This window comes from Rufibacter aurantiacus (assembly GCF_017916345.1).
GTDB lineage: Bacteria > Bacteroidota > Bacteroidia > Cytophagales > Hymenobacteraceae > Nibribacter > Nibribacter roseolus.
In genome coordinates this window covers 59,742-83,341 of the sequence record NZ_JAFMSV010000004.1, presented here as the reverse complement: position 1 = coordinate 83,341, position 23,600 = coordinate 59,742, and the positions used below count along the sequence as shown (strand labels likewise).

The window sequence follows — 23,600 nt, the reverse complement described above, 5'->3', positions numbered from 1 at the left end:
GATGAACAGATGATTTCGTTTTAGGTGTGTTTTCCTGAAACCGGCCCTGAAACAGCTTAATCCTTAAAGGTGATCCGGCTCAGGCGCAGGCCTTTGGAGGATTTGTTGGGCCGGTTCACGGCAGTGATGGTGCGCTCGTTGAGCCAGGTGGTAAAGTCTTTTACGAAGGCTACCTGCTGGTCATTGGCCACGTTGAGGCCTACGGCTTTGGGGGGCTCGGCAGCGCCGGTCACCAGATGGATGGATCGGGTGTAGAGATCGGTTTTGCCTTTGAGGGTTTCCAGGGTAAGCATCTGCAGACGGTTCCCGGTGAGGTGGGCATTATAGGAAATACCGGCAAATCCCTCGGCGGCGGGGGCGGTCTGGTTCTTGAGGATTACGGAATTCCAAGTGGGGTGCAGGTACTCGTCATAGGCAAACAGCAGGAGTTCCTTGGCGTGGTAGTCGCTGTTCTCGCCGCCTTCGGTGTACTTTTTCTCTGCTATAATCAAAGTCTGTCCTTCTGAGCTTATGAGGATGTCTGAGAGGTAGATATCTTCCAGGCGTTTGGCGCCGGTGGCTTTGTTGAGCTTTTCGGTGAATTCGGGCGTGAAACGGAACTCATCTGCGAAGCGCATGTTGCCGGCGGCGTAGTCAAACCGTACCATTTTAAGGCTGTGGTACTCGCCTTTCTTTTCCTCGGCAACCAGAACGGCGGCGTACAGGCTGCTGTCCTGATGCAGTTTGAAATAAGTATCCATCACGTACACCTTCTCGCCGTTGAACACCCCGCCCACCTGGACCTCCATCACCTTGATCTCATTGTCGCGGTTGTTGTAGCGGCGCACGCTCAGGCGCATGGAGTTGTTGGTTAAGATGCTCACGAACTGGTTGCCGTGGTTGTCTATCTGTACCTGGGCGCTTACCTGGGTGCCGGCGCCGGCGAAATCAAAGGTTCGGTCCTTGATCTTGGTAAGCGAGGCGTCATAGACGGCGGCTTGCATGGAACGCAGTTCCTCATTACGGGTAATGGAATGGTAAGCGACCAGTTTAGAGCCGTCGGCGGAGGTGGCTACCGCCAGGCGGCGGCTTTTGCTGGGGGCTTCCAGCAGCTTGGTCTGTTTTATCTCTTTGCCGGTGGCTACATCAAACAGGCGGCCGTAGAGCGCCTGGCTGCCTTGCTCGGCCTGCACCCGGTGCGTGATCAGTAGAACGGTCTGATTGTTGTGGGAGAAAGCTTCCACGGTTTCCTGGCCCAGGAGGGAAACCGGAGTGGTCCAGGCCGGCTTCAGGTCTGCTCCGTACCGGATAACTGCATAGTTGTTGTCGGCGGTGCGGCTAAGGATCACGAAATCCGTGGGGCTTACGGTATAGGCTTTTTTGGGAATCCGCTGGTTGTACTGATCGCCGGCGGCCTCTGGGGTATAGGAGAAAGGAGATGACTTTATTTTTTGGGCCTGCGCCCGGGTTATTCCGGGCAGTAAGTTTACCAGAAAGAAGAAAAATAGAAGCAGGAAAGGGTAACGCATAAATGTATAATTTGAATTTTGGCAAATATACCCCATATGTTTATGTAAGACATTAATTATATGGGAGAAGAATAAGGGTTATTTAATGGAAATGTTAAATGTGTAACGGAATAGTGTAATTAAGAAATTAATCTCTACCTTTGCAGCCGTTTGTGAATCAAGCAGAAGGGTATACAAATAGTTAAAATAATTTATATTAAAATATAGGAATACAGGCAAAAAACAACTTGTGGATAACTTTTTGGACATTAGGTTAACCCAATTGTAGTGTAGCCGTAAATGCCTAGGCTTGTCAAAATAGTGATAAGATAAAATGGAAGCTCCGGTGGAAATCTGTTAATGTAGACTTAACAAAAACATGATTTTCTGTTGATGGTTCTTAGTAATTGAGACACGTATTTTGCTTGTATTGTTGATTAAATATCTTTTTCTAGTTAGTTTATGAAATTCATTTTTAAAATGCTCTTTTTGGTAGGGATGATCTTAGTTGGAAAATTTCTGAAAGAGGAGGCCACGAGTGAAATCAGTAAGAAAAGTAATAGTACAACTGAAGACGCTTACTCGTTGAACATCCAGGAGAGTTACCCAAGTACCCAGCAAACCAAGAATTTAGTAGTACCAACCTCAAAAAAACAAAATACTGAAGCTACTTTTACTTACTCAATCAATTAGTCTACAACACCTGAAGATCCAGACTTTGGTCTAGCTGATCCGGCTCCAGTTTACGGCGTTGGCACTCAGCGATCGGATGTGCCGCAACAGGTTGGCATGCTCCGGAAGACTTAAGTCTGGATCTTTTTCTATGATCTGCAGAGCCGCATGCCGGCTTTCCTTCAAAATCTTGGCATCCTTGGCCAGGTCAGCGATCAATAAATCCAGCACGCCGCTTTGCTGGGTTCCCATCAAATCTCCGGGGCCGCGCAGTTTCAGGTCAATATCGGCAATCTCAAAGCCGTTGTTTGTGCGTACCATGGTCTCAATGCGCGTTTTCCCTTCTTTGCTCAGTTTGTAGCCCGTCATCAAGATACAGTAGCTTTGCTCGGCGCCCCGGCCTACGCGGCCCCGCAACTGGTGCAATTGGGCCAGGCCAAAGCGCTCGGCATTCTCAATCACCATCACGCTGGCATTGGGCACGTTTACGCCTACCTCAATCACAGTGGTGGCCACCATGATGTGGGTCTCGTGCTTTACAAAGCGCTGCATCTCAAAATCCTTGTCCTGCGGTTTCATCTTGCCGTGTACCATGCTCACGCGGTACTCCGGAAAGGCGCGGGTCACGCTTTCGTAGCCGTCCATCAGGTCTTTGTACTCCAGACCTTCAGACTCTTCAATCAAAGGATACACAATGTAGACTTGGCGACCCAATTTAATCTGCTCCCTGATGAACCCAAATACCTTTAGGCGATTGCTGTCATAGCGGTGCACGGTGATGATTTCCTTGCGGCCGGCGGGCAGCTCGTCAATCACCGATACTTCCAGGTCGCCATATAAAGTCATAGCCAGCGTGCGGGGGATGGGCGTGGCCGTCATGACCAGCACGTGCGGAATGATGCGGGGATTCTTCTGCCAGAGTTTAGAGCGCTGGGCTACGCCAAAACGGTGCTGCTCGTCTACAATGCACAGGCCCAGGTTCTGGAACTGTACTTCGTCCTCCAAAAGCGCGTGCGTGCCCACTATCATCTTCATCTCGCCGCTGCGCAGTTGCTCATGCAACACCCGGCGTTCTGCCTTTTTAGTAGAACCGGTGAGCTTGCCCAGTACAATACCTAAGGCATCGGCGTATTTCTTCAGGCCCTGGTAGTGCTGGTCGGCGAGGATCTCGGTAGGGGCCATGATGCAGGCCTGGGCGCCGTTGTCCGTAGCCAGGAGCATGGTCACGAACGCCACGATGGTCTTGCCGCTGCCCACATCGCCCTGCAGAAGGCGGTTCATCTGCTTGCCGGCGGTGACATCCTGGTAAATCTCGCGCACCACCCGTTTCTGGGCGTTGGTGAGGTCAAAGGGCAAATGGTTTTTATAGAACTCGGTGAGCGTGGGCGTTTTGCTGAAGATTTGGCCCGCCAGTTCTGCTTTGCGCTTGGTGCGGGTGCGTAGCAGCTTGAGCTGGGTGTAGAAAAGCTCCTCAAACTTCAACCGGAAGCGAGCCGCCTGCAAGGTGTCCCAGTTGCTGGGGAAATGCACCTGCAGCATGGCCTCGCGTTTGGAAACCATGCGGTAATGGTCCACCAACTCAGGCGTGAGGGTTTCCGAGAGGTGCGTGGGCGACTGTTTTAGCAGATCGGCCATCATTTTGCTGATGGCCTTACTGTCTACCCGGTGGTTCTTCAGTTTCTCGGTGGTGCTGTAGACGGGCTGAAGAAAGCTCTGGCCTTGCTTTACCTCGGTGGCTTCCTCCAACTCAGGGTGGGCCATGTTGAACTTGCCGTTGAACAGGCTGGGCTTCCCGAAGGCGATGTACTCCTGGTTTACTTTCAGCTGCACGTTCAGCCACTTCACGCCTTTGAACCACACCAACTCCATCTCGCCGGAGGCATCCCGGATGATGGCCGAGAGGCGCTGTTTGCGGCCCTCGCCCAACAGGTTCTTCTCCAGGATGCGGCCCTTGATCTGCACGTAGGGCATGTCCTCGTTGAGGTCCGCGATGGCGTGGAACTGGGTGCGGTCCATGTACCGGAAAGGATAGTGCTGGATGAGGTCGCCGTAGGTGAAAATGCCCAACTCAGTCTGCAGCAGCGTGGCGCGCTGCGGACCAACCCCTTTCAAGAACTCAATTTTGGTATGGAAAAAGCCTGATGACACTGATAGGAGGCAGCCGTGTTTTAAACCTGTTTCTGAGAAATCCCCCAGTAAAATAGGGAAGAAAGCCGCCCTGTAAAATTACACAAAAGATAGGAGGCAGGCTAATGAGATTAGCAGGTTTTGTAGCCCGTGGAAAATACATTGATTCCGTTTCAAAGCTGTTTTCCTAAAATCAGGCCCGAAACGGAGGGCAGGTACAGCTTGCAGGTACAGCTTAATTGTATACTCAGACTGCAGATCAGATAGACGCGGGGAAAGTGCTATTGATAGCGGGTGGCTTTGGTTCTTCCTAGGCTGGGAGGTGCATCCTGAACCCGTACACCGGTAACTCTCCCTGCATAAAGTCCAGGTCCTCGGACCTTCTGAAACCCAGTCTCTCGTACATCTGCCAGGCGGTCTGCATGGCTTTGGTACTGTGGATAATGACTTGTGAAAGTTGGTGATCTTTCGCGCGTTGGATACATGCCAAGGTCAGGGCCTTGCCGATGCCTAGTCCCTGGAATTCAAGGGGAACCGCCAGCAGCCGGAAACCAGCGGCGTTTTTCTCCTGGGTAGCCGTTCCGCCGGAGCCGTAATACTGCAGGTCCCGGAAGAAAACTACGCCTCCGTTTATGGTGCCTTCTTCAGAAACTGCCACCAAAATCTCCACGCCCGGGTGCTGGGTAAACTCCCCGATGTTGGAAAGCATCTGATAATAGGCGGGCTGCTCATCGGGCTTCGGGAAGCCTTCCAGTTGGGAATAGACCTGCACCATGAGGTGGCCTAGTGCTTCAAATTCACTTGGGTCTGCGTTTCTGATGGTGTAAGGTGGAGAGGTCATCTGGGGCAAAGCAAATCGTCTTAGAGGTTTGTTGGGTGAAACTAGCCATAAGGTCTGAGGCTGGCAAGCCTTTCCTTTATACCCTATAGCTTTCTACAAGCGGAAGCCGTATGTTACTGGAGGTTTCATCAAATCCACAGCTCCCCACAACTACTGTACCCATGAAAATAGCGACTTACAACGTGAACGGAATTCATGCCCGCCTACCGGTTTTACTGCGTTGGCTTGAAGAAACCCAGCCAGATGTGGCTTGCCTCCAGGAATTGAAGACGCCGCAGGAGAAGTTTCCGGAACAAGCCTTACTTGATATAGGCTATCAGGCCGTTTGGCACGGACAGAAGAGTTGGAATGGCGTAGCAATCCTGGCAAAGGAACAGAAACCCGAGGAGGTGGGCAGGGGGCTGGCTGGTGACCCGGAGGATGAGCAAAGCCGCTACCTCGAGGCTATGGTGAACGGCGTGTTGATAGGTTGTCTGTATCTGCCCAACGGCAACCCGGCCCCGGGACCAAAGTTCGACTACAAACTGCAGTGGTTTGATCGACTGAAAGTCCATGCCGCCGATTTGCTTTCTTCCAATATCCCGGTGGTGTTGGCTGGTGACTACAACGTGATCCCTACGGAGCTGGATGCCTATAAACCCGAGCGTTGGGTAGAAGATGCGCTGTTCCGGCCTGAGAGCCGCGCCTCGTTTGAAGAATTGAAAGCCCAAGGCTGGATTGATGCGCTCCGGCTGCTTCACCCCAATGAAACCATCTACACCTTCTGGGATTACTTCCGGAACGCCTACGGCCGAAACGCCGGCCTCCGGATTGACCATCTGTTGCTCAGTCCCGATCTGGCGGGAAAGCTAGTCTCCGCTGGCGTAGACCGCGAGGTGAGAGGCTGGGAGAAATCCAGCGACCATGGCCCCGTCTGGATTGAGGTAAACCTGTAAGGAATGATTTGGTTGGAACTATGAAGTAATCCTTGCCAAGCATAAGACTGCAGATAAGAACTGGAGCTGTGTTTTAACCCTTGTTTTCTGAAAAACACATCCTAAACAGAAGACATCTGCTGCAAGCGGATTCCTTTATTTCAGGTTGTCTAATTTCGCCTTAGTCTCGGGCAGGGGCTTGATTTCTACCGATTTCAAGTAGTATTCCCTGGCTTTCCGTTTGTCTCCCTTCAGCTCAAAATACTCGGCCATGGCGCTGTAAGGCATATAGCTTTTGGGATAGTTGTCTATATTCAACTGGAGTAACTTGTAGGCGCGGTCAAACTGGCGGGTACCCATAAGTTGGTGAGCCAGGGCGTTCACCAATTCTCCCGGCGGCGATACCGTGTAGCCCATTCTGGCGCTCACCTTTTGGTAATGGTTTATAAGAAGCCCATCGTCTTTGTAAGTGGGGTTGAAAAAGGTGGAGAACGGGAAGTTAAGCGTGAAGAAGTCAAAGACAAAGGGCAGAGCGTCATAGATGGCCACCAACGGAACCCCTCCGTGGTCATAATCTGGGTAGAACTTTGATCTGTAAGCCAGTCCGGGCTTTGGGTTTTCTTTCAGAAACTTATCGAAGTCCAGAATAGAGCGGATGGGGAGGGTAGCTGCGGTCTGGTCTTTGGTCACCGTTTGCAGGGTGAATTTTTTCTCCATGGAGTTGGCGATGGCCACGTACAGCGCCTTATTGGCGAAAGTCCCTTGCCGCAAGGCGGTTTTCAGGGCTTGGCTGTAGCGCAGATTGTCCCACCACATACTGGGGTCAATGGCCACGAAGGAGTTGAACAGCCCTCGGTGGTTTACCAGGGCATTGAGCACGGTGAGCCCGCCAAAAGAGTGCCCAATAATGACCCGGTAAGGCGCCGCCGGATAATGAGTCTCTATATGGGGAATGAGTTCCCGCTGAAAAAAGGAGAGAAACTTCTCGCCGCCGCCGGAGTTGGCTAGTAGGAAACCGGGCATCACGGTAGAATCTGTGCTGTAAGTGGGCGTCAGGTCACGGGTGCGGTCTGTGTTGGGAATGCCTACCACTATCATCTTCGGAAACATGAAGTTCCCGCTTCCGCCGCTCAACCCTTCCGTAATCGCCACCACCGAGTAAAACAGGCTTCCGTCGCCATCCAGAACATAGATAACTGGGTACTTCTGGTCTGGCGAAAACACGTCTGGCTCTGTCATGGGCAGATGCACCAGTAACCCCCTTTTCTCGTTCAAAACCTTTGAGGCCACGGTGTCTCTTACGCCAATCACTATCTGCCTGCCCGCCTGGCCATAGGCCATGGAAAAAGTAATCAGCCATAAAAGGATGCAAATTGCCCGGGCCATATAGCAGCAATGTTTTAGATGGAGAACCTTAAAACTAGGTCAAAAACACGGGGTGATGGATGCATGGAAATGCGGGGCTTGAGGCGTGTTTTCCTTTACTTCAAGGTAGTTTATTTCGGCATTGAAAACTCATCAAAATAGCCGCTTTCTTCAATCTCTTTGATTAACCTCTCGTTAGGCTTTATTTCATTGCCCTTGCTATCATAGAATTTCCAGCGGTTGGTCACAAACCCGAAATTGATTTCGGCACCATCCTCGCAGCTGGTTTCTATATGCTTTTTGCCAACTCTATAGGTTCCTTTCGCCCTTACCTGGCCATTAGGATGGAAGTACACCCATTTGCCGGTCTTATAATGATAACGTATGGGGCAAAATCCATGGATACAGCAAGTGGTATAGGTATCTGTATTGTAATTTCCGTTTTCTTTTAGTTGCCCGTTTCCGAAGTTAGCTGTCCTAACGCTTTCGGTTTCTGCATCAGGCGTTTTGATGGCATTGGGATGATTACTGATCGTTTTGCAGCTAATGAAACAGGAAAAAGCAAGGGTAAATAATAAAGTTTTCATTTTCAGGTGCACCTATGGCCTTTTTGTAGGCTTGCTTCTAACCAGTTCATTTGACAATAGAAATAAAAAAGCCGAATAGCATCCACAAGATACTAATCGGCTTTTAGAATTGGCTAGCTGTTTTAGGGCTTATTTCCCCAAAATGATCCTCAACCGGAACTTACTTTATCTGCTCAGTCCAATGGAGGGTGTTCAAGAGGTGCACGGCGTCTTTCTTCAGGTACTCAATCACCGGGGCAAGGGAGTCATTAGAGGTGGCGGTTCTGAAGTAGAGCGCGCCGCGGAAGAAGTGCTTGGTGCTGTCTGTCAAATAGAATTGAAACTGGCTGGGTACCTCGCCTTCCAATTCAAACACGCTGGCGGTAATGCCGGTGGGCGTCTTGATCTGGCTTTCCTCAATGGCGTAAGCTTTGATCTGGTGGCGGGAAGTGAGTTTACGGGCATCCTCTACAAGACCGTTGAACACCTTAGGGTCCTGGTTGAAGTTCTTGTACGTTATCTGAATATTGGCCTTGAAACGGGGGTAGTAAATGTCAATCCAGTGCGGCTCTGCTATGCGCGAGGAGTCTTTCAGGATCTTGGCGTAAACAGAGTGCTCAAAGGTGTAAGGGTGTTTCTCCTGCAGTTGGATGTACCGGGGTTCTGGTAGGTCTATGCGGTTAAAGCCTTTGGGCTTGGGAGTGTACTCTTCGGCGCAACCAGACAGAAACAAAAATCCGCCCAGCAGGGCAACCAGATAGAAGAGGTTATTCTTTTTCATTATGCGGGTGAGGTACCGGCTCGTGTACCCGTACTTTCTTTATTTTTTTACTGTCGGCGGCTTCAATGCGGAAGAGGTACGGCCCCCACTGCATTTCTTCGCCGGTATGCGGTATGCGGGAGAAAAGACGCAGCATGAGGCCGGCCACAGACTCCACGTTGTCTTTGATCTCTTTCATGAGATCGGTGGGCGGGTCTACTATCTTGCAGAAATCGTGCAGCGAGGTGCGTCCTTCAAACAAGAACGTGTGCTCGTCCAGTTGCGTATAGTAGTGGTCTTCTTCCTCGTCCAGCTCATCGTGGATCTCGCCCACAATCTCCTCAATCACATCCTCTAAGGTGATAAGACCCGTGGTTTCGCCGTACTCGTTCACCACCAGAGCCATGTGCACGCGCCGCTCCTGAAACTCGCGCAGCAGCTCGTCTATCTTCTTAGTCTCCGGTACAAAGTAAGGGGTTCTGATGAGGTTTTGCCACACAAAATCTGCGGGGGCATTGAGGTAGGGGAGAATGTCCTTCACATACAGGATGCCATCCAACTTGTCTAGGCCCTGGCTGTAGACCGGTACCCGTGAGTAACCCCACTGTTGGATCTGCTTCAGCAGGGCAGAATAAGGCAGGCGGCGGTGCAAGGCAATCACATCTACCCTGGACCGCATGATCTGCCTTACGGTAATGGAACTGAAATTCACGATGGCTTTCAAGAGTCCTTTTTCTTCTGGCGAGGCAGGTTCTGTGGGGGCCTGGTCAAGAGAAAGGGAAAGCTCTTCTGTGGGTGAAGGCGTGCCGAATGCCACCCGGGTCTGGCCCACCAGTCCTTTTAACGGCAGAATGAGGGAGACAAATGGCGCCCCAATAGTCTGGATAACCTTAAGAACCCCCAAAAACACCGGTGTGGAAGAAGATTCCTGCCTGCGACGTCCCAAGTTTGCGAAATACCCGCGCAGCATGAGGAAGACTGTTGCCACTACGGAAAAGCCCACACTAACCCACAGCCAGGGATAACCCGTGGAAGCAGCGAAGAGGTCTCTTAAAAGCCAGAAGCCGGTTATACCAGCTAAAAGGTGGAGGGTAGAGGCCAGGAATACTCCGGCCAAAACCGCGTTCTCTGGCTCGGCATACAAGGATGCTGGCAAGGCCGCAGCCTTTTGGGCAGACGTTAAAGAAGTGGTGCTAAGAAACTGTTGAAAGGCCGCCAGAGCAGCGGTAATGGCCAGTGTGCAGACTAAGAGCAGTGCCAGGAGAGCAGAAGGAACCCAATCCACCCCTTGGACAGCTGGAAGGGATAAAGTTAAGAGAGAGCCCCAACTGGAGGGCTCTCCTAATGGAGGTATACTTTCCAAAAGTCAATGTTTGGTTCAACAATAGGTTAGAAAGGCAGATCGTCTGGCTCCTCGTCATAGGCCACAGACTTAGAACTTCCACCTTTGCTTTGGCCGGCGTTACCGCTGGTATTGCTTACGCTGGCAGAGGCGGCGTCGTTGCCGTAGCTTCCGCCGTTTTGGGCTGCCCCGCCTTCAGAACGGCCACCCAGCATGGTCATGTTATCGGCCACAATCTCAGTGCTGTAGCGCTGCACGCCATCCTTGTCCTGGTAGCTGTTGGTTCTGATTCTTCCTTCAATATAGACAGACTGGCCTTTCTTCAGGTATTTCTCTGCCACCTCTGCCAGGCCGCGCCATACCACAATGTTATGCCACTCGGTGCGCTCCTGTCTATCGCCGTTCTTGTCTTTGAACGTTTCAGAAGTAGCCAGCGGGAAACGGGCTACCGCCACGCCGCCTTCTAAGTGACGCACTTCCGGATCTTTGCCAAGGTTGCCAATTAAGATAACTTTATTAATGCTAGCCATAGATTGAAATCTGGTGGTTTAAATTTGATTTAGCTTATAAAAATACTAAAAAAAATGCTCATTTAAAAATGAATGAATCAAAATAGGCTTAGGAAGTTCTTCTATTTCATCAATAGTATATAGCTGTATTCCTATAGATTCTTCTGTTTCTTCCCTTAAACGGAAAGGAAGCGAAATCAGATAAAACTGGGCAGATATTTTCTGGTGGGTGAGGATGTGTTTGTACACTTTGCCGGTGCTGGTGAGGGCAACGGTTGGAATATCCAACGCCGCAGAAACCTCTTCTTGTAAACGTTCTGGGTTAGGGTGCGGCGTGTCTGTCTCTACCGTGAAGAAATCATAGAGCCCTTGCCAGATGTCGTTTCCGGGGCGTTTTCTCAAATACAGCCTGTTTTCGTGCTGCAGAACCAGATAGTGCAAAAAACGGTGGCGGCTGCTTTTGGCTTTCTCTTTCACGGGCAGCACATTCACCAAGCCGTTCTGGAATGCGAAGCACTCCTGCTGCAAAGGGCAGAAAAGGCAGTCCGGATTCACCGGCGTGCACTGGATGGCCCCGAACTCCATGATGGCCTGATTATAGGTATCCGGGTGATCCACGGGGATTTGGTGGTTGGCGATTTCCTCAAAGACCTTCTTGCTAGAGGGTGCGGCGATGTTTTCGTGACGGCCAAACACGCGGGCCAACACCCGGTACACGTTCCCGTCCAGCACCGCCACCGGTTGACGGTACGCGAAGGAGGCAATAGCCGCTGCCGTATAAGAGCCAACGCCCTTTAACTGTAACAATCCCTGATAGTTAGCCGGAAACTGTCCGCCGAATTCAGCCACCACCTGCTTGGCCGTGTAGTGCAGGTTTCGGGCCCGGGAGTAATAACCTAAACCTTGCCAGAGACGCAATACTTCATCCTCGGGGGCGTTTGCTAAGTCATGCACCGTGGGAAAACGCTCCATGAATTTAAGGTAGTACGGAAGGCCCTGCCGTACCCGGGTCTGCTGCAGAATTATCTCCGAGAGCCAGATGGCGTAAGGGTCTGTGGTCTCCCGCCAGGGCAAAGAGCGCTGGTGGCGGTGGTACCATTCTATAAGGGTATTGCTAAAGAAGGTGGGGGTGCTGGTGGCCATGAAAAGGCTTTAACATATTGGTTTGCTGTTCTTACGCCGTGCATAAGCGAAGCAGATTTTTACATAAATTGTTTTACTTTCCGAAAAGGCCGACTACCTTTGTGCCCCGATTTCAGGGTGCTGTAGCGATACAGTAAACGTTTGTACAAACATATTCATCTTTACTCAATTACTTTAAAAGATTAAACAAGTGACTAAAGCAGAAGTTATATCAGAAATTGCGGATAAGACAGGGATTGAGAAGTCTGATGTTGCAGCCACAGTAGAAGCGTTCTTCAAAGTGGTGAAGGACTCCATGGCCGATGGTAATAACATTTACGTGCGTGGCTTTGGGAGCTTTGTAAACAAGAAGCGCGCTAAGAAGGTTGCCCGCAATATCTCCAAGAACACGTCCATCATCATTGACGAGCACTTTATCCCTTCCTTCAAGCCGTCTAAAACCTTTGTTGCTAAGATCAAAAACAGCAAAAAAATCAAAGAACCAGTAGTTTCTTAGTTTTTTGTACCTTTGCAGCCTTAACTATTTGCTTCATAATAATTTCCGGATAACGAGAATATGTCAAAAGGTCGGATAGCCCTCATTCTTTCTGCCGTGGTGCTGGCCGTATTGATGGCGTTGTTACCGAAAGTGATTATCAATAAAGATAAGAAAGGCGAATTTGCCGCTAACGGAGCCCCTGCCTCGGCTGGCGAGTCTTCCCATGACCCTAATCATGAGGGCCATGAAGACCACGCTGCAGAAGCAGCAGCTCCCGCCGCAGCGCACGTGGAAGCTACCCCCGCCCAGTTGAAGGAGATCGCAGAACTGCGCACCAAGTTCAGCCGGGAGAGCAATTCACAAGCCAAAGGCAAACTGGCCGATGAGCTGGCGCAGAAATACGCCGCCATTGCCAAACATGACAGCGCTGGCTACTATTATGAGCAGGTAGCGCTGGTTAGACCAGGCGAGAAAAGCTTCCAGAAGGCGGCTGATCAGTACTTTGAGGCATTCACCTTTGCCGCCACGCAGGAACGCTCCCAGGAACTGGGCGGCAAGGCGCAGGGGCTGTATGAGCAGGTGCTGAAAAACAACCCTTCTAATCTGGATGCCAAGAACAACCTGGCCATGACCTATATCTCCAGCAGCACTCCTATGCGGGGCATTACCCTCCTGCGCGAAGTGATTGCCGCTGACCCTAAGAACGAGAAAGCTCTGTTCAACCTGGGCGTGCTGTCTATCCAGTCTAATCAGTATGAGAAGGCGGTAGACCGGTTCAATGAACTACTGGCGGTAAATCCTAACCACGTAGAGGGCACCTTTTACCTGGGCGTGGCGTTGTCTGAGACAGGTAAAAAGGCAGATGCCCAGAAAGCTTTCCTTAAGGTGAAGCAGATCAGCAAAGACCCTGAGGTGCAGGCCTCGGTAGAAAGTTACCTGCAGCGCCTGAACGGCGCACAGTAAAAGAGAGTTAAAATATTTTTCACACATAAAAAATCAACACTATGCCTTGCGGTAAGAAAAGAAAAAGACATAAGATCTCTACTCACAAAAGAAAGAAGCGTCTTCGTAAGAATAGACATAAGAAAAAATAAGGCCCGGCCTTTGATTCTGAGAGCCCACATTACCATTTAAGGTAATGATGGGCTTTGGTATATTCTTCCACCTAAGCATCTAATACATTGAGTAACGAATTAATTATTAATTCTACTCAAGATGGAGAACGAATAGCCCTTCTTCAGGATAAGCGATTAGTAGAGTATCACTTCGACCGGAATGATACGAACTACTCAGTGGGAGACATTTTCCTGGGAACTGTGAAAAAGGTGATGCCTGGTCTGAACGCCGCGTTCATTGACATTGGGTACACCAAAGACGCGTTCCTGCACTACCATGATTTAGGAGAGAACATCAAGACTCTCAATAAATTCGTGAAGATGGTGCAGACCCAGAAGAACACGCCCGCCAAGCTTAATTCTGTAAAGTTTGAGCCCGAAATAGACAAGCTGGGTAAGATGGCCGATGTCCTTAAAAAAGGGCAGCAGATCTTAGTACAGATTGTAAAAGAGCCAATATCTACCAAGGGGCCCCGGCTCTCTTGTGAGATTTCCCTGGCTGGCCGCTACCTGGTGCTTGTGCCCTTCTCTAACACAGTAAGCGTGTCAAAGAAGATTGTAAGCAAAGAAGAGCGTACGCGTCTAAAACGCCTCATCACTTCCATTAAACCGGAAAACTTTGGGGTCATCATCCGTACCGTGGCCGAGGGCCGCGAGGTGGCGGAGTTAGACAAAGACCTCCGCACCATGCTGGCTACCTGGGAAGAAGGCATTGCCAAGTTGCGCACCGCCAAGGAACGCGACAAGGTAATTGGGGAGCTAGGACGCTCCTCCTCCATGTTGAGAGACATATTGAATGAAAGTTTTGACAGCATTGTGGTGGATGACGCCAAACTGCACGACGAGATCAGAACTTACATTGAATCCATAGCCCCGGATAAGCTGAAGATCCTGAAGCATTACTCGGGTAAGGTGAAAACCTTTGAACACTTTAACATTGAAAAGCAGCTGAAATCCCTTTTCGGGAAGACGGTGAGCATCCCCGGCGGGGGGTACCTGGTAATTGAACATACTGAGGCCCTGCACGTGGTAGATGTGAACAGCGGAAACAAATCCAACTCCGAGACGGACCAGGAAGCGACCGCCCTCAATGTGAATCTTACTGCGGCAAAAGAGGTAGCGCGTCAGTTGCGCCTCCGGGACCTGGGCGGAATCATTGTAGTGGACTTCATAGACATGAAGTCAGCCGAGAACCGGCAACGCGTGCAGGATGTAGTGAAGGAGGAGATGAAGAAAGACCGGTCTAAGTACACGGTGCTGCCCATTTCCAAGTTCGGCCTCATGCAGATCACCCGCCAGCGCGTAAGGCCTGAGCAGAACATTGTAACCGGCGAGGTATGCCCTACCTGCGGAGGCAGCGGCAAGATATCCGCCAGTATTCTGGTAACCGACGAGATAGATCAGACCATTGAAGATCTATTGACCCGCCAGAATCAAAAGAACATTACGCTGTACGTGCATCCGTTCTTGCACGCGTACTACACCAAAGGCATTCTCTCCAAACAGCGGAGATGGTTCCTGAAGCACTTCAAGCGGGTGAACGTGATGAAAGATACGGCGCTCGCCCTCACAGATTTCAAGGTGATGGATGAACACGGCGACGAAATTGAGCTGAAATCGGCTTACACTGAAGTAAATGGGTTACAAGACCGCGCGGTAGAGACAGAGTAAAACGTTTCCATCGCCTGCGATATAAAAGAAAAGCCCCCGTTGTGAAACGGGGGCTTTTTCGTTGTATAAGGTTGATCTGTTCTGAGTCTCTTTTTACAGAAACAGGCCCAGAACGGAATTAGAACTTGATCCCGAAATCCAGGGCGAAAGAGCTGTTCTTGAGCTCTACCTTGTTATCGCTGAAAGTGCCGGCATAGTAGTCGTCATCCACATCGGTAAGGCCGCGGTGGTAAGACAAGCCCCCGAACAGCTTGGTGCTTTCGCCCAACTGCCACTCGGCCCCGGCACCCAGCACGGCCCCGATCTCAAAGGTGTTGAAACGCTTGGTGTATTTGTCGCCTTCGGTGTCCACTTTCTTGTCATTTACCTTGGCGGCCAGCATGGTGTTCAGAGACGTGCCCGCCTGGAAATACAGGCGCGTATCGGTGGCTACCTCGTTGGTGAAGAGCTTCAAAGAGACAGGGATCTCCAGGTACTGGAGGTTGATATCGTCTGAACCGGTGATGCGGGTTTCAGCAGTGCCATTCATTTGGCGGTAATCATACGATACTTCGCCTCCTTTTACGTTGTAGAGCAGGCCGGTGCTGAACGCGTAGTTTGCCCCGAAGAAATAGTCGGCGATCACGCCCATGCCAAACCCTACGCCGGCGCCTTCATTCTTGAAGTTGTACTGGTCTTTGGCAATGGTGCGGGTGGAGGTAACAGATGGGGCTACTTTCACGCCTATTTCTATCTGTGCAGACGCTTCCTGCGAGAAAAATAAAAGAGCGGCCAGAACCAAAACCAGGGGAGTAAAACGAATCATCTTCATAGGGTAAGAGGGTATTAAAAATTAGTACGTTAAATTTGCTTAAAGATAAAGGAAGAATAAGGATGCGAGGCTATTTATTGCTGCTGTTTACTGTTGTGTTGTTTTTTGGTTGTTCAAAGAAGGAAACGTGCGAGATTCCGGATGAAGTATCCCGTGTTCCGGTAGACATAAAGATTGACCGATTGGAAGAACGCTTTTTCAAGATAAAAACTGTGCCAGAGATGCAGGCCTTCCTCAAAGAGGAGCCGCTGCTCAGAGACAGGTTCCTGCTGCGCGACCGCTACCCCTCAGAAGAACTCATGGCGCAGAACCTGCTCCGCCTGGCTACTGATACCAGCATCCATAAACTCTACCAGCAGAGTAATGCCACATTTGGCGATATGAAGACTGTGGAGCAGGGCCTGGAGAACGGTTTCAAGCATGTGAAATACTATTATCCTTCTTTCCACCTGCCCAAAGTGCAGTCCTTTATCTCAGGCCTCAGCCGTGACTTACTCGTGAGCGATAGCCTGGTGGTGCTGGGCCTGGACTTCTTCATCGGGAAGAAAGCCTCTTTTCGGCCGCAGGCGCCGGAGTACATCCTCAATCGCTACGAGAAAGAGAACCTGGTGCCGTCTGTCATGCTGCTGGTCTCCAACAAATTCAACAAGACTGATTTTGTGAACAAGGAGATGCTGGACGAGATGATAGATTACGGCAAGTCTTACTATTTTACCCAGAAAATGCTGCCCTGCACGCCAGACTCGCTCATTATCTGGTACACCGGCCAGGAACTGGCCGATGTGAACTACAACGAAGGCAAAATCTGGGCGCACCTGGTAGAGAAAGGTCTGCTGTATGAGACCAGCCAATTCACCATTAGGAAGTACATTGGCGAGCGCCCTAACGTACCTGAGATCAGTGAACGTTGCCCGGGCCGTATTGCCACCTGGGTAGGCTGGCAGATTGTGCGCAAGTACATGGAAAATAACCCAGATGTGACCCTACAACAATTAATGGAGGAGAAAGACGCCCGCAAGATTCTGGAGCGATCTAAATACAAGCCGCAGAAAAAATAGACTTTCTGTTTAGGGGCTGTTTTCATAAAAACAGCCCCTAAACTTTACTCCTTGCCCTTTGCCATGCACATTGCGCTGTTTCACCAGTACCACCATAACCCAGACTGCCCGGCCACCTGCCGGCATTACACGTTTATGGCTGAACTGGCGAAACAACATCAGATCACCCTCATCACTTCCAATGCCTGGGAGAGCAAACGCCTCACGCAGTTGTATGATTGGGTACCGCCGGGTGTAGAACTGGTGTCCATAGATGTGCCGTATTTTAACAAGATGGGCGTGGTGCAGCGCGTGAAGGCTTTCAGTTCCTTCGCTACGCATGCCTTTGTGAAAGGGCTGCGCATGCCCAAACCCGATGTCATCTGGGGTGTCTCCACGCCTTTGACTACCGCCTGGGCAGCAGCACAGGTATCCCGGTTCAGGAAGGTGCCCTGGGTGTTTGAGGTGCAGGATCTCTGGCCTTCTTTCCCCATCCAGATGGGCGCAGTACCATCTACCCTTGCGCAGCGCCAGTTGTATCGCATGGAAGCCTCCTTGTACAGGCAGGCCGCCCACATCATTCCGCTGTCTTCTGATATGGAGCGGTACATCCTGGACAAAGGCATCTCTCCCCAGAAAGTGACCACGTTGGTCAATGGGACGGAAATTCCGGCGCCAATTTCTTTGACAGAACAGCAGGCTTTGCGGGAGCGTCTAGGGTTGCAGGGGAAAAGGGTGGTTTTGTATGCTGGTACCTACGGCCGGGCCAATGATATTCCTATGCTGGTGAACGCCTCCAAGCTGCTGCAACATCAGCCGGATATCTGCTTTGTTTTCACCGGGCAGGGTTTTGATGCTCCTTTGCTGGAAACGGCCGCTAAACAGCAAAGCAACATCAAGCTGTTGCCGCCCTTGCCCCGCCATGAAATCTTCCAGCTGTTTTCAATTGCTGATGCATCAGTAGTGTCTTTTATCCACTTGCCAGTGCTGGAAGCCAACTCTCCGGGAAAACTGTTCGATAGTTTGGCGGTAGGTACCCCCGTCATTGTCACTAATCCCGGCTGGACCAAGAAACTGGTGGAAACGCAGGGTTGTGGCTGGTACGTCCCGGCCGGCGATGCGCAGGCTTTAGCTCATTCCCTGGAACACAAGTTATCCCAACGGGAGGACAGGGCCACTATGCGCAAGAATGCAGCCCACGTGGCCCGTGAGCAGTTTGACCGCCTCAAGATGATACCTGTGTTAGAAAAGATTTTTGAGCAGGTGGTGCAGCTGAAAAGGTAACCCGGTCATTCCTTGAGGAGCAGCGTTCCACGTGAAGGAGTGCCGTACTCCATTTGCCGAATGCTTATTCTTTCATGGCGATGTCAATGATCTTCTGGCCATTATCCCCCAGGAAGGTTTTCACCATTTTCTCGTAAGACCGGTACCCGTCATCTACGTTGGTCATGATAATCATGCCTTTTTTGGACTTAGGTAGAATAAAGAACAGAGCAGCGGTACCGTGGTCTGAGCCGCTGTGCGATAAGGCGTATTCTCCGTTCCCGAGGTCATACACTTCCATGCCCAATCCAAAGAAGATGTTATCCTTGGTTTTTACCTGATGCGACACCATCTCATTGAACGTCTCTTTGGAAAGCCCGCCGCCATTCATCACCGAGATCAGGAATTTGCTGTAGTCTTCCACCGTGGTTAAAAGGTCATCGGCGGCGTTGGCGCTGGTGTTCTTATAGGTGTCATACAGGCCGCCTTTGGTGTTGTGCCACAGCGCGAACCTTGATTCATCCACGCCTTTGTCCCAGACGTATTTGGTGTCCTTCATATTCAGGGGCTTGAAGATGAGCGAATCGGCTAGTTGGTCCAGGGTTTTGTGGAATTTCTTTTCCAAGGCCCGCCGCAAATATTCCATGCCTTCGCCTGAGTATTGGTACTTGGTGCCCGGGTCAAACTGGAAGGCAAGCTTTTTGGATTCGTTCATCCAGCGCCAGTTGGGGAAACCGGTCTGGTGGGTTAAAACATGGCGGGTCGTGAGCTTTTTGCTTCTGGGGTCATGAGCAATGTCAGGGTCTGTCCAATAGGTGGCCAGGGGCTCGTCCAGTTTCCACTTGCCGGCATTCACCAGTTTCATAGTCACCATGGCGGTAATAGGTTTAGCCAGCGATGCCACATTGAAGATGGTGTTGTAGGGAGCAGGCGTGCCTTGCTTCAGTTCGCCAAAGACTTTGATCTGCTGGAGCTTTCCGTCATTGATAACCCCGATGGCCATGGCCGGAAACTTGTTGTCTTTGAGCCAGGTCTCTATTTCGGCGTCATTGGCAAATGCAGCGGCGCCAAAGGTAACACCGGTAGCATTCACGTGGTCATAGCTCAGGCTACGGATGAGTTTCCATGCGCCGTTTTCCAGTTGCCATACGTGCGTGAACCGGGCGGTGCTGGCGAAGGTCTCTTCTTTTCCGGCCTCTTTTTCATAGAAGCGGTGTCTTCCCGTCTGAATAGCCCCATACAGTACATGGTTGTCTTTGTAAAGAGGGAACACCTCAGTACTGCCCGGTATCAACTCCCTGCGCGACTGGTAGGTAGAAGGCGATTTGCATAAGCCATTCTTAAAACCCGAGATAAACGCCTCTTTGGAGGGTGTGATGCCGCCCTTGTCATGGTAGAACTCAAAATTGTTGCTGACCACGCTTTCAAACTGGGCAATGTTACAGGTGTTAAACCCCACATTGAAGAGGAGGCTATCCTGCGCCATAATTGCTTTGTACAGCTTTGAGTTGGGCGCTTCCTGCGCCTGGCCTATGAATGGCGCAGAAAGAAAACCGAGTAGCAGGACCAGTATCCTGAGTTTAGTGGAAGGAGTCATCAGTGTAGTTCTTTATTGAGGAAGGGATTCACAACCAAAGTACTACAAGAAGAGACAGCCCAAACTGCTTTTACCCTCTGTGCAAAGGGCAAAATTAATTTACGGGCTGTTTTAGGTCTGTTTTTGAAGATTAATGCCTAAAACAGGCAACAGGTAAAACCGAAGAAATCCTGCGGCAAGGCCTTGTTGCCCAATCGTTATTGAAAATTGTTCTGGAGACTACTTCTTAACTGATGTCCGTCAGCTTAATGATCTTATCTCCTGAGAAAGTGAAGATTGATTTGCCTTGGAGATTCAGTTCCTCTCCTTTTTTCAAGCCATTGGACAAGTCTGTCGCCAAGGTGGCGCTGTAAGCAATCTCGATCTCGGTTTGGTTTTCCTGATGATTGAAGGAGGTGATGGTCTGCCTCCTGGAAGAAAAATAGTTTTTAGCTTGCTCGGCTTGCTCTTTGAAGGCCTGTAAGCCAGTCAGGGACAGGTTAGTTTCGCCATTAGAGATGTTTTCAAATACAATGGCCTCATCAAAGTCGTGTACCATTCTGTCCACATCAAACTGATTATAGCCGTCTATGTAGTTCCGGATTATTTCTTCTCTATTGGTCATACTTTAATATCACTTGAAGGAAGTTGCGGTATATTCTCTCAGTTTAGTTAATGGTCAGCCAATTGTTTGTAATTGACAGGAAGTAACACCTAAAGCAGGTGCTATACAGGTTGATGGGCCCCAGAGCCATATTCTTCTAAATAGCTATTCAATTTTCCGGTCAGTTCTTCATGACTGATGTCGAGCCCGGCGGCCGCGGTATTAAAGGGCGAGCCATAGTTCTTCAGGTTGAGCTGCATCAATTTCCGGCGGAAGAAACTTGTTTCTTTCTCAATCCAGAAGTCGGGCTCTGCCACCATAATGACTAAAAATTTCTGGCTTTGGATTCTTACCTCGTTAAAGCCGAGGATGTCTTTCCATTCCAGCAAAAGAGGAGCAGATTTATTGGCGTAAAATCCTAGGCCCTCAGGATCAAGGGTTAAGACTAGCTTTGTTTTGATCACTCTTTTGATTGCCACCAGGGCGCAGCACCCAAAGAACAAAACCGAGGCTATTCCCACTCCCTGCGTGATGAGCGGATTTCGTGCGGGCCAGCCGGTGAGGTGCTCTGCGTCCAGGAACAGCCATATCCCTAAAACCACGAACACCAAGGCGCCAAGTAGCATGAATACTGACTTCTTCTTACTGGTGTAGATTTCTATCCTATCCATTTTCTCTTAATGGTTTTTACCTGATAGTCAGGCCCGGCAATGGGAGCTTACCCGTTGAAAGGAACAGATCATCCCGGATGCTCCAATAATATTTTCAATATACTATGTCTTGCGATAGGAAAGAAAGGGCAAATGGTTTTAGGTACATTTTTAGCAAAACAGCCCCAAAACAAAAGCGGCCTGCTTAGCCGAGCTTGTTCTGCGGGTCATCAGGTTTGTTGGGCCAGTTCTTCTGGTAGTAGGCGCAGAAATGGGTGAGGGGGCATCGTTCGCATTGCGGGGTACGGGCCAGGCAGATGTAGCGGCCGTGCAAGATAAGCCAGTGGTGCGCTTTGGGTACCAGATCCACCGGAATGTGCTTCAACAACTCTTTCTCTACCTCCAGTGGCGTTTTGGCTTTGGAACTTACCAGGCCCAGCCGTTTGGAAACCCTGAACACGTGCGTATCCACCGCCATGGCGGGCATGTTGAAAATCACGGAGGCAATGACATTGGCGGTTTTGCGGCCTACACCTGGAAGTAGCTGCAGCTCCTCAATTGAAGAAGGTACCTCGCCCCCGAAACGCTCAGTCAGCATTTTGCCCAATCCGGCCAGGTGCTTTGCTTTATTGTTGGGATAAGAGATGCTCTTGATGTAAGGGAAAATGTCATCTGAAGTTGCGGTAGCCAGGACATCTGGAGAGGGAAAGGCTTCAAACAGAGGCGGGGTGACCAGGTTCACGCGCTTATCGGTGCACTGGGCGCTCAATACCACAGCTACCAGCAGCTCATACGGGTTGCGGTAATCCAGCTCGGTTTCCGCTTCGGGGAAGTTCTGGGTGAAATAAGATATTAAATGGCGGTACCGCTCTGGTTTGCGCATCGGGGTAGAAGGTTAAGAATACAAACTTAGGCAAAAGGAGGCTCTTTGCCAGAACATACTGGCTTTCCAGAAAAGGTAATCTCTTCGTGAAAAACCAAAGCCTAATCTGAAAGAAGATGTGACTTTGCCGGAGCGGAAAAGTTTTTTGATTCGCGCAAAACGCAACGGCCAAGAAGGTCAAACCTATTGGCCCTAAATATTGAAGCCTTGATTACTTTGCATAACCAAGGCTTCAATATTTAGAATTAGCTATCACGTGCAGGTGCGGGCAGGTTAAACCAGACTAAAAGGGATGGGCTCATCTTTTAAAGTCAACCAAAATCTGTACCCTTTCTGCGTAAGGATCGCTCATGCGGGTAACCGTTACCATATCTGACTCGCCGTAGTACTTGGCAATGCCTTTGATGATACCTACGGCCACCCCACACATGCGCCGTTTGGAATAATAATCAATAACCAGGCGGTTTTCTCCCTGCTGCGTCACCAGAAGCTTTGGGGGAGAAGTTCTGCTGTCTTCTTTTTTGACTGCTCCGTGCATAGACTTCTCAGTATTGAGCAGCATCTCATAGGTGCGCCACTCAGGCTTGATGTATTTCTTGTAGACCAGCAGCAGATCGGGCACTAAGAACTCTCCGTATTGCTCCATCAGCTCATAGGCCGGAATGCCCGTGTCTTCAGAGGCCTGGTGTACGATGGCGAAAAGCTCATCTGTGGGGTACATTCCCTGCATCTGGTAGGAAGCGTGCTCCACGCCCACTTTCTCCAGCAGCCGCACCCAGGTGCTGTAATCGTAGGTGCCTTCCACAAAACGCTTCAGCAGCACGAAGATGGAGCCGTGCATCATGTCTTGGAGACCCGTTTCAGTTGTCATTTGTCAGTATTTTTGTCAAGAATATATACGGATTGTCGACTGAAGGTTTCCTGGTTACCAATTGTGAGTAACCAGGGTATCACTTCATGGCTTCAACAACGTAAGCTACTGAGATACTGTGATATGGTATTTTGCCCCACATTGGGGTAAGTTGTAAGAAGTTTCTTTTGAAAGCAAGTCATAGGCAAAGAATTGGCTAGAAAAGGTTCTCAGCGGGTTAACAAAGACATGAGCCATTCTTCTGGCCACCTGCCTGCTCTGGAAAGTGGTAGAGAATGGCTTCATTCATTCAGAATTCAATGGCTTTGTTTTTAGGTAGTGCCCCGCTCTATGTTCTCCATTACTACGGAGGCTAGGCTCTCCAGCACCCGCTGGTCGGCCTCTGAGAATCCTCTTGGTTCCTTGTCTACAATGCAGAGCGCGCCAATATTAAAGCCATCGTTGGTTCTTAGAGGGGCTGCGGCGTAGAAGCGTAGCCCAAACTCGCCCGTCACCATAGGATTGGCCAGAAGGCAGGGTTCTCCCAGTGCGTTCTCAAAAACAGTGGCCCCATCTTTGAGTACGGCAAGTGAGCAGAGGCTGGTGCCCCTGGGTACCGGAGGGGTGACTTCCATTCCCGCGCTGGCTTTGGTGTACACAAACTCACTGTCTACCAGGTTTACCAGGGCAATGGGTACAGAAAACATATGGGCGGCCATGCTGGCGATGTGCTTGAAAGTGCCTTCCTCACGGTGGGTGTTCAGAATGTACAGGCTCCGCAATTTGTCCAGTCTCTCTTCTTCATTCTCTGGTATAATCGGCAAGCCGAACGTGTTCTTCATTGGTTTGGTATGGAGTGGATAAGGCATTCTCAGGGTCTTGTCTTTTACCCTTCGGTTGCCGAAGTTGGTCTTATATAACCTTCAAAGATAATGC

At 50.4% G+C, this 23,600-nt stretch carries 22 protein-coding genes; 6 read left to right on the top strand and 16 right to left on the bottom strand.

The window, feature by feature from the left end:
* Positions 1-56: 56 nt before the first annotated feature.
* From J3P34_RS15170 to J3P34_RS15160, 3 genes are all read right to left on the bottom strand, one after another.
* Entirely contained in the window at positions 57-1,508 is a 1,452-nt protein-coding gene (locus J3P34_RS15170) for a hypothetical protein (RefSeq protein WP_210489520.1), read from the bottom strand.
* Between the two features lie 702 nt (positions 1,509-2,210).
* Entirely contained in the window at positions 2,211-4,307 is a 2,097-nt protein-coding gene (gene recG, locus J3P34_RS15165; RefSeq protein WP_210489519.1) for an ATP-dependent DNA helicase RecG, read from the bottom strand.
* A gap of 289 nt (positions 4,308-4,596) precedes the next feature.
* Positions 4,597-5,127 carry a GNAT family N-acetyltransferase gene (locus J3P34_RS15160; protein ID WP_210489518.1) on the bottom strand — a complete coding sequence of 177 codons (531 nt, stop codon included), beginning with the start codon at positions 5,125-5,127 and terminating at the stop codon, positions 4,597-4,599.
* A 161-nt stretch (positions 5,128-5,288) separates the two neighbouring features.
* Here J3P34_RS15160 and xth point away from each other — a divergent pair, with 161 nt between their 5' ends.
* On the top strand, positions 5,289-6,062 hold the full coding sequence (gene xth / locus J3P34_RS15155) for an exodeoxyribonuclease III (RefSeq protein ID WP_210489517.1): 774 nt from the start codon (positions 5,289-5,291) through the stop codon (positions 6,060-6,062).
* Between the two features lie 135 nt (positions 6,063-6,197).
* On the opposite strand, the gene J3P34_RS15150 is transcribed toward xth, so the two are convergent.
* The 6 genes from J3P34_RS15150 to mutY form a co-directional block, all read right to left on the bottom strand.
* Positions 6,198-7,427, bottom strand: a complete 1,230-nt coding sequence (locus tag J3P34_RS15150; RefSeq protein WP_210489516.1) for an alpha/beta hydrolase-fold protein — start codon at positions 7,425-7,427, stop codon at positions 6,198-6,200.
* 110 nt (positions 7,428-7,537) lie between these two features.
* A complete protein-coding gene (locus J3P34_RS15145) occupies positions 7,538-7,993 on the bottom strand; it encodes a toxin-antitoxin system YwqK family antitoxin (protein WP_210489515.1) in 456 nt (151 codons plus the stop codon).
* 160 nt (positions 7,994-8,153) lie between these two features.
* A complete protein-coding gene (gene gldD / locus J3P34_RS15140) occupies positions 8,154-8,753 on the bottom strand; it encodes a gliding motility lipoprotein GldD (protein ID WP_210461996.1) in 600 nt (199 codons plus the stop codon).
* Positions 8,740-9,888, bottom strand: coding sequence for a transporter associated domain-containing protein (locus J3P34_RS15135; protein WP_246853745.1), 1,149 nt, complete (start codon positions 9,886-9,888; stop codon positions 8,740-8,742). The genes gldD and J3P34_RS15135 overlap by 14 nt, the downstream gene beginning before the upstream one ends.
* A gap of 233 nt (positions 9,889-10,121) precedes the next feature.
* Complete coding sequence (locus J3P34_RS15130) at positions 10,122-10,604, bottom strand: single-stranded DNA-binding protein (RefSeq protein ID WP_210461994.1); 483 nt, start codon at positions 10,602-10,604, stop codon at positions 10,122-10,124.
* 45 nt (positions 10,605-10,649) lie between these two features.
* Positions 10,650-11,726, bottom strand: coding sequence for an A/G-specific adenine glycosylase (mutY, locus tag J3P34_RS15125; protein WP_210489514.1), 1,077 nt, complete (start codon positions 11,724-11,726; stop codon positions 10,650-10,652).
* 190 nt (positions 11,727-11,916) lie between these two features.
* Here mutY and J3P34_RS15120 point away from each other — a divergent pair, with 190 nt between their 5' ends.
* From J3P34_RS15120 to J3P34_RS15110, 3 genes are all read left to right on the top strand, one after another.
* Positions 11,917-12,222: an HU family DNA-binding protein gene (locus tag J3P34_RS15120; RefSeq protein ID WP_149090371.1), complete on the top strand. Its 306-nt coding sequence runs from the start codon at positions 11,917-11,919 to the stop codon at positions 12,220-12,222.
* A gap of 60 nt (positions 12,223-12,282) precedes the next feature.
* The gene (locus J3P34_RS15115; protein WP_246849882.1) at positions 12,283-13,167 is read left to right on the top strand and encodes a tetratricopeptide repeat protein; all 885 of its coding nucleotides are present in this window, start codon (positions 12,283-12,285) and stop codon (positions 13,165-13,167) included.
* Between the two features lie 218 nt (positions 13,168-13,385).
* Entirely contained in the window at positions 13,386-14,990 is a 1,605-nt protein-coding gene (locus J3P34_RS15110; protein WP_210489513.1) for an Rne/Rng family ribonuclease, read from the top strand.
* 118 nt (positions 14,991-15,108) lie between these two features.
* Here J3P34_RS15110 and J3P34_RS15105 read toward each other — a convergent pair whose 3' ends face one another.
* Complete coding sequence (locus J3P34_RS15105; protein WP_210489512.1) at positions 15,109-15,801, bottom strand: porin family protein; 693 nt, start codon at positions 15,799-15,801, stop codon at positions 15,109-15,111.
* 62 nt (positions 15,802-15,863) lie between these two features.
* On the opposite strand from J3P34_RS15105, the gene gldB reads away from it, so the two are divergent.
* Positions 15,864-16,859 carry a gliding motility lipoprotein GldB gene (gene gldB, locus J3P34_RS15100; RefSeq protein ID WP_246853744.1) on the top strand — a complete coding sequence of 332 codons (996 nt, stop codon included), beginning with the start codon at positions 15,864-15,866 and terminating at the stop codon, positions 16,857-16,859.
* A 63-nt stretch (positions 16,860-16,922) separates the two neighbouring features.
* Positions 16,923-18,122 carry a glycosyltransferase family 4 protein gene (locus tag J3P34_RS15095; protein ID WP_210489511.1) on the top strand — a complete coding sequence of 400 codons (1,200 nt, stop codon included), beginning with the start codon at positions 16,923-16,925 and terminating at the stop codon, positions 18,120-18,122.
* A gap of 64 nt (positions 18,123-18,186) precedes the next feature.
* Here the strand turns inward: J3P34_RS15095 and J3P34_RS15090 are convergent, their stop codons facing one another.
* From J3P34_RS15090 to J3P34_RS15065, 6 genes are all read right to left on the bottom strand, one after another.
* Entirely contained in the window at positions 18,187-19,698 is a 1,512-nt protein-coding gene (locus J3P34_RS15090) for a serine hydrolase domain-containing protein (RefSeq protein ID WP_210489509.1), read from the bottom strand.
* Between the two features lie 226 nt (positions 19,699-19,924).
* A complete protein-coding gene (locus J3P34_RS15085; RefSeq protein ID WP_210489507.1) occupies positions 19,925-20,302 on the bottom strand; it encodes a nuclear transport factor 2 family protein in 378 nt (125 codons plus the stop codon).
* A gap of 101 nt (positions 20,303-20,403) precedes the next feature.
* Positions 20,404-20,952: an STM3941 family protein gene (locus J3P34_RS15080; RefSeq protein WP_210489506.1), complete on the bottom strand. Its 549-nt coding sequence runs from the start codon at positions 20,950-20,952 to the stop codon at positions 20,404-20,406.
* 184 nt (positions 20,953-21,136) lie between these two features.
* Entirely contained in the window at positions 21,137-21,814 is a 678-nt protein-coding gene (gene nth / locus J3P34_RS15075; protein WP_210489505.1) for an endonuclease III, read from the bottom strand.
* Between the two features lie 298 nt (positions 21,815-22,112).
* Positions 22,113-22,685 (bottom strand): heme NO-binding domain-containing protein, encoded by a 573-nt coding sequence (locus J3P34_RS15070; RefSeq protein ID WP_210489504.1) that lies wholly within the window; start codon positions 22,683-22,685, stop codon positions 22,113-22,115.
* Positions 22,686-22,996: 311 nt separating this feature from the next.
* Positions 22,997-23,506: a GAF domain-containing protein gene (locus J3P34_RS15065; protein WP_210461974.1), complete on the bottom strand. Its 510-nt coding sequence runs from the start codon at positions 23,504-23,506 to the stop codon at positions 22,997-22,999.
* Positions 23,507-23,600: the final 94 nt, after the last annotated feature.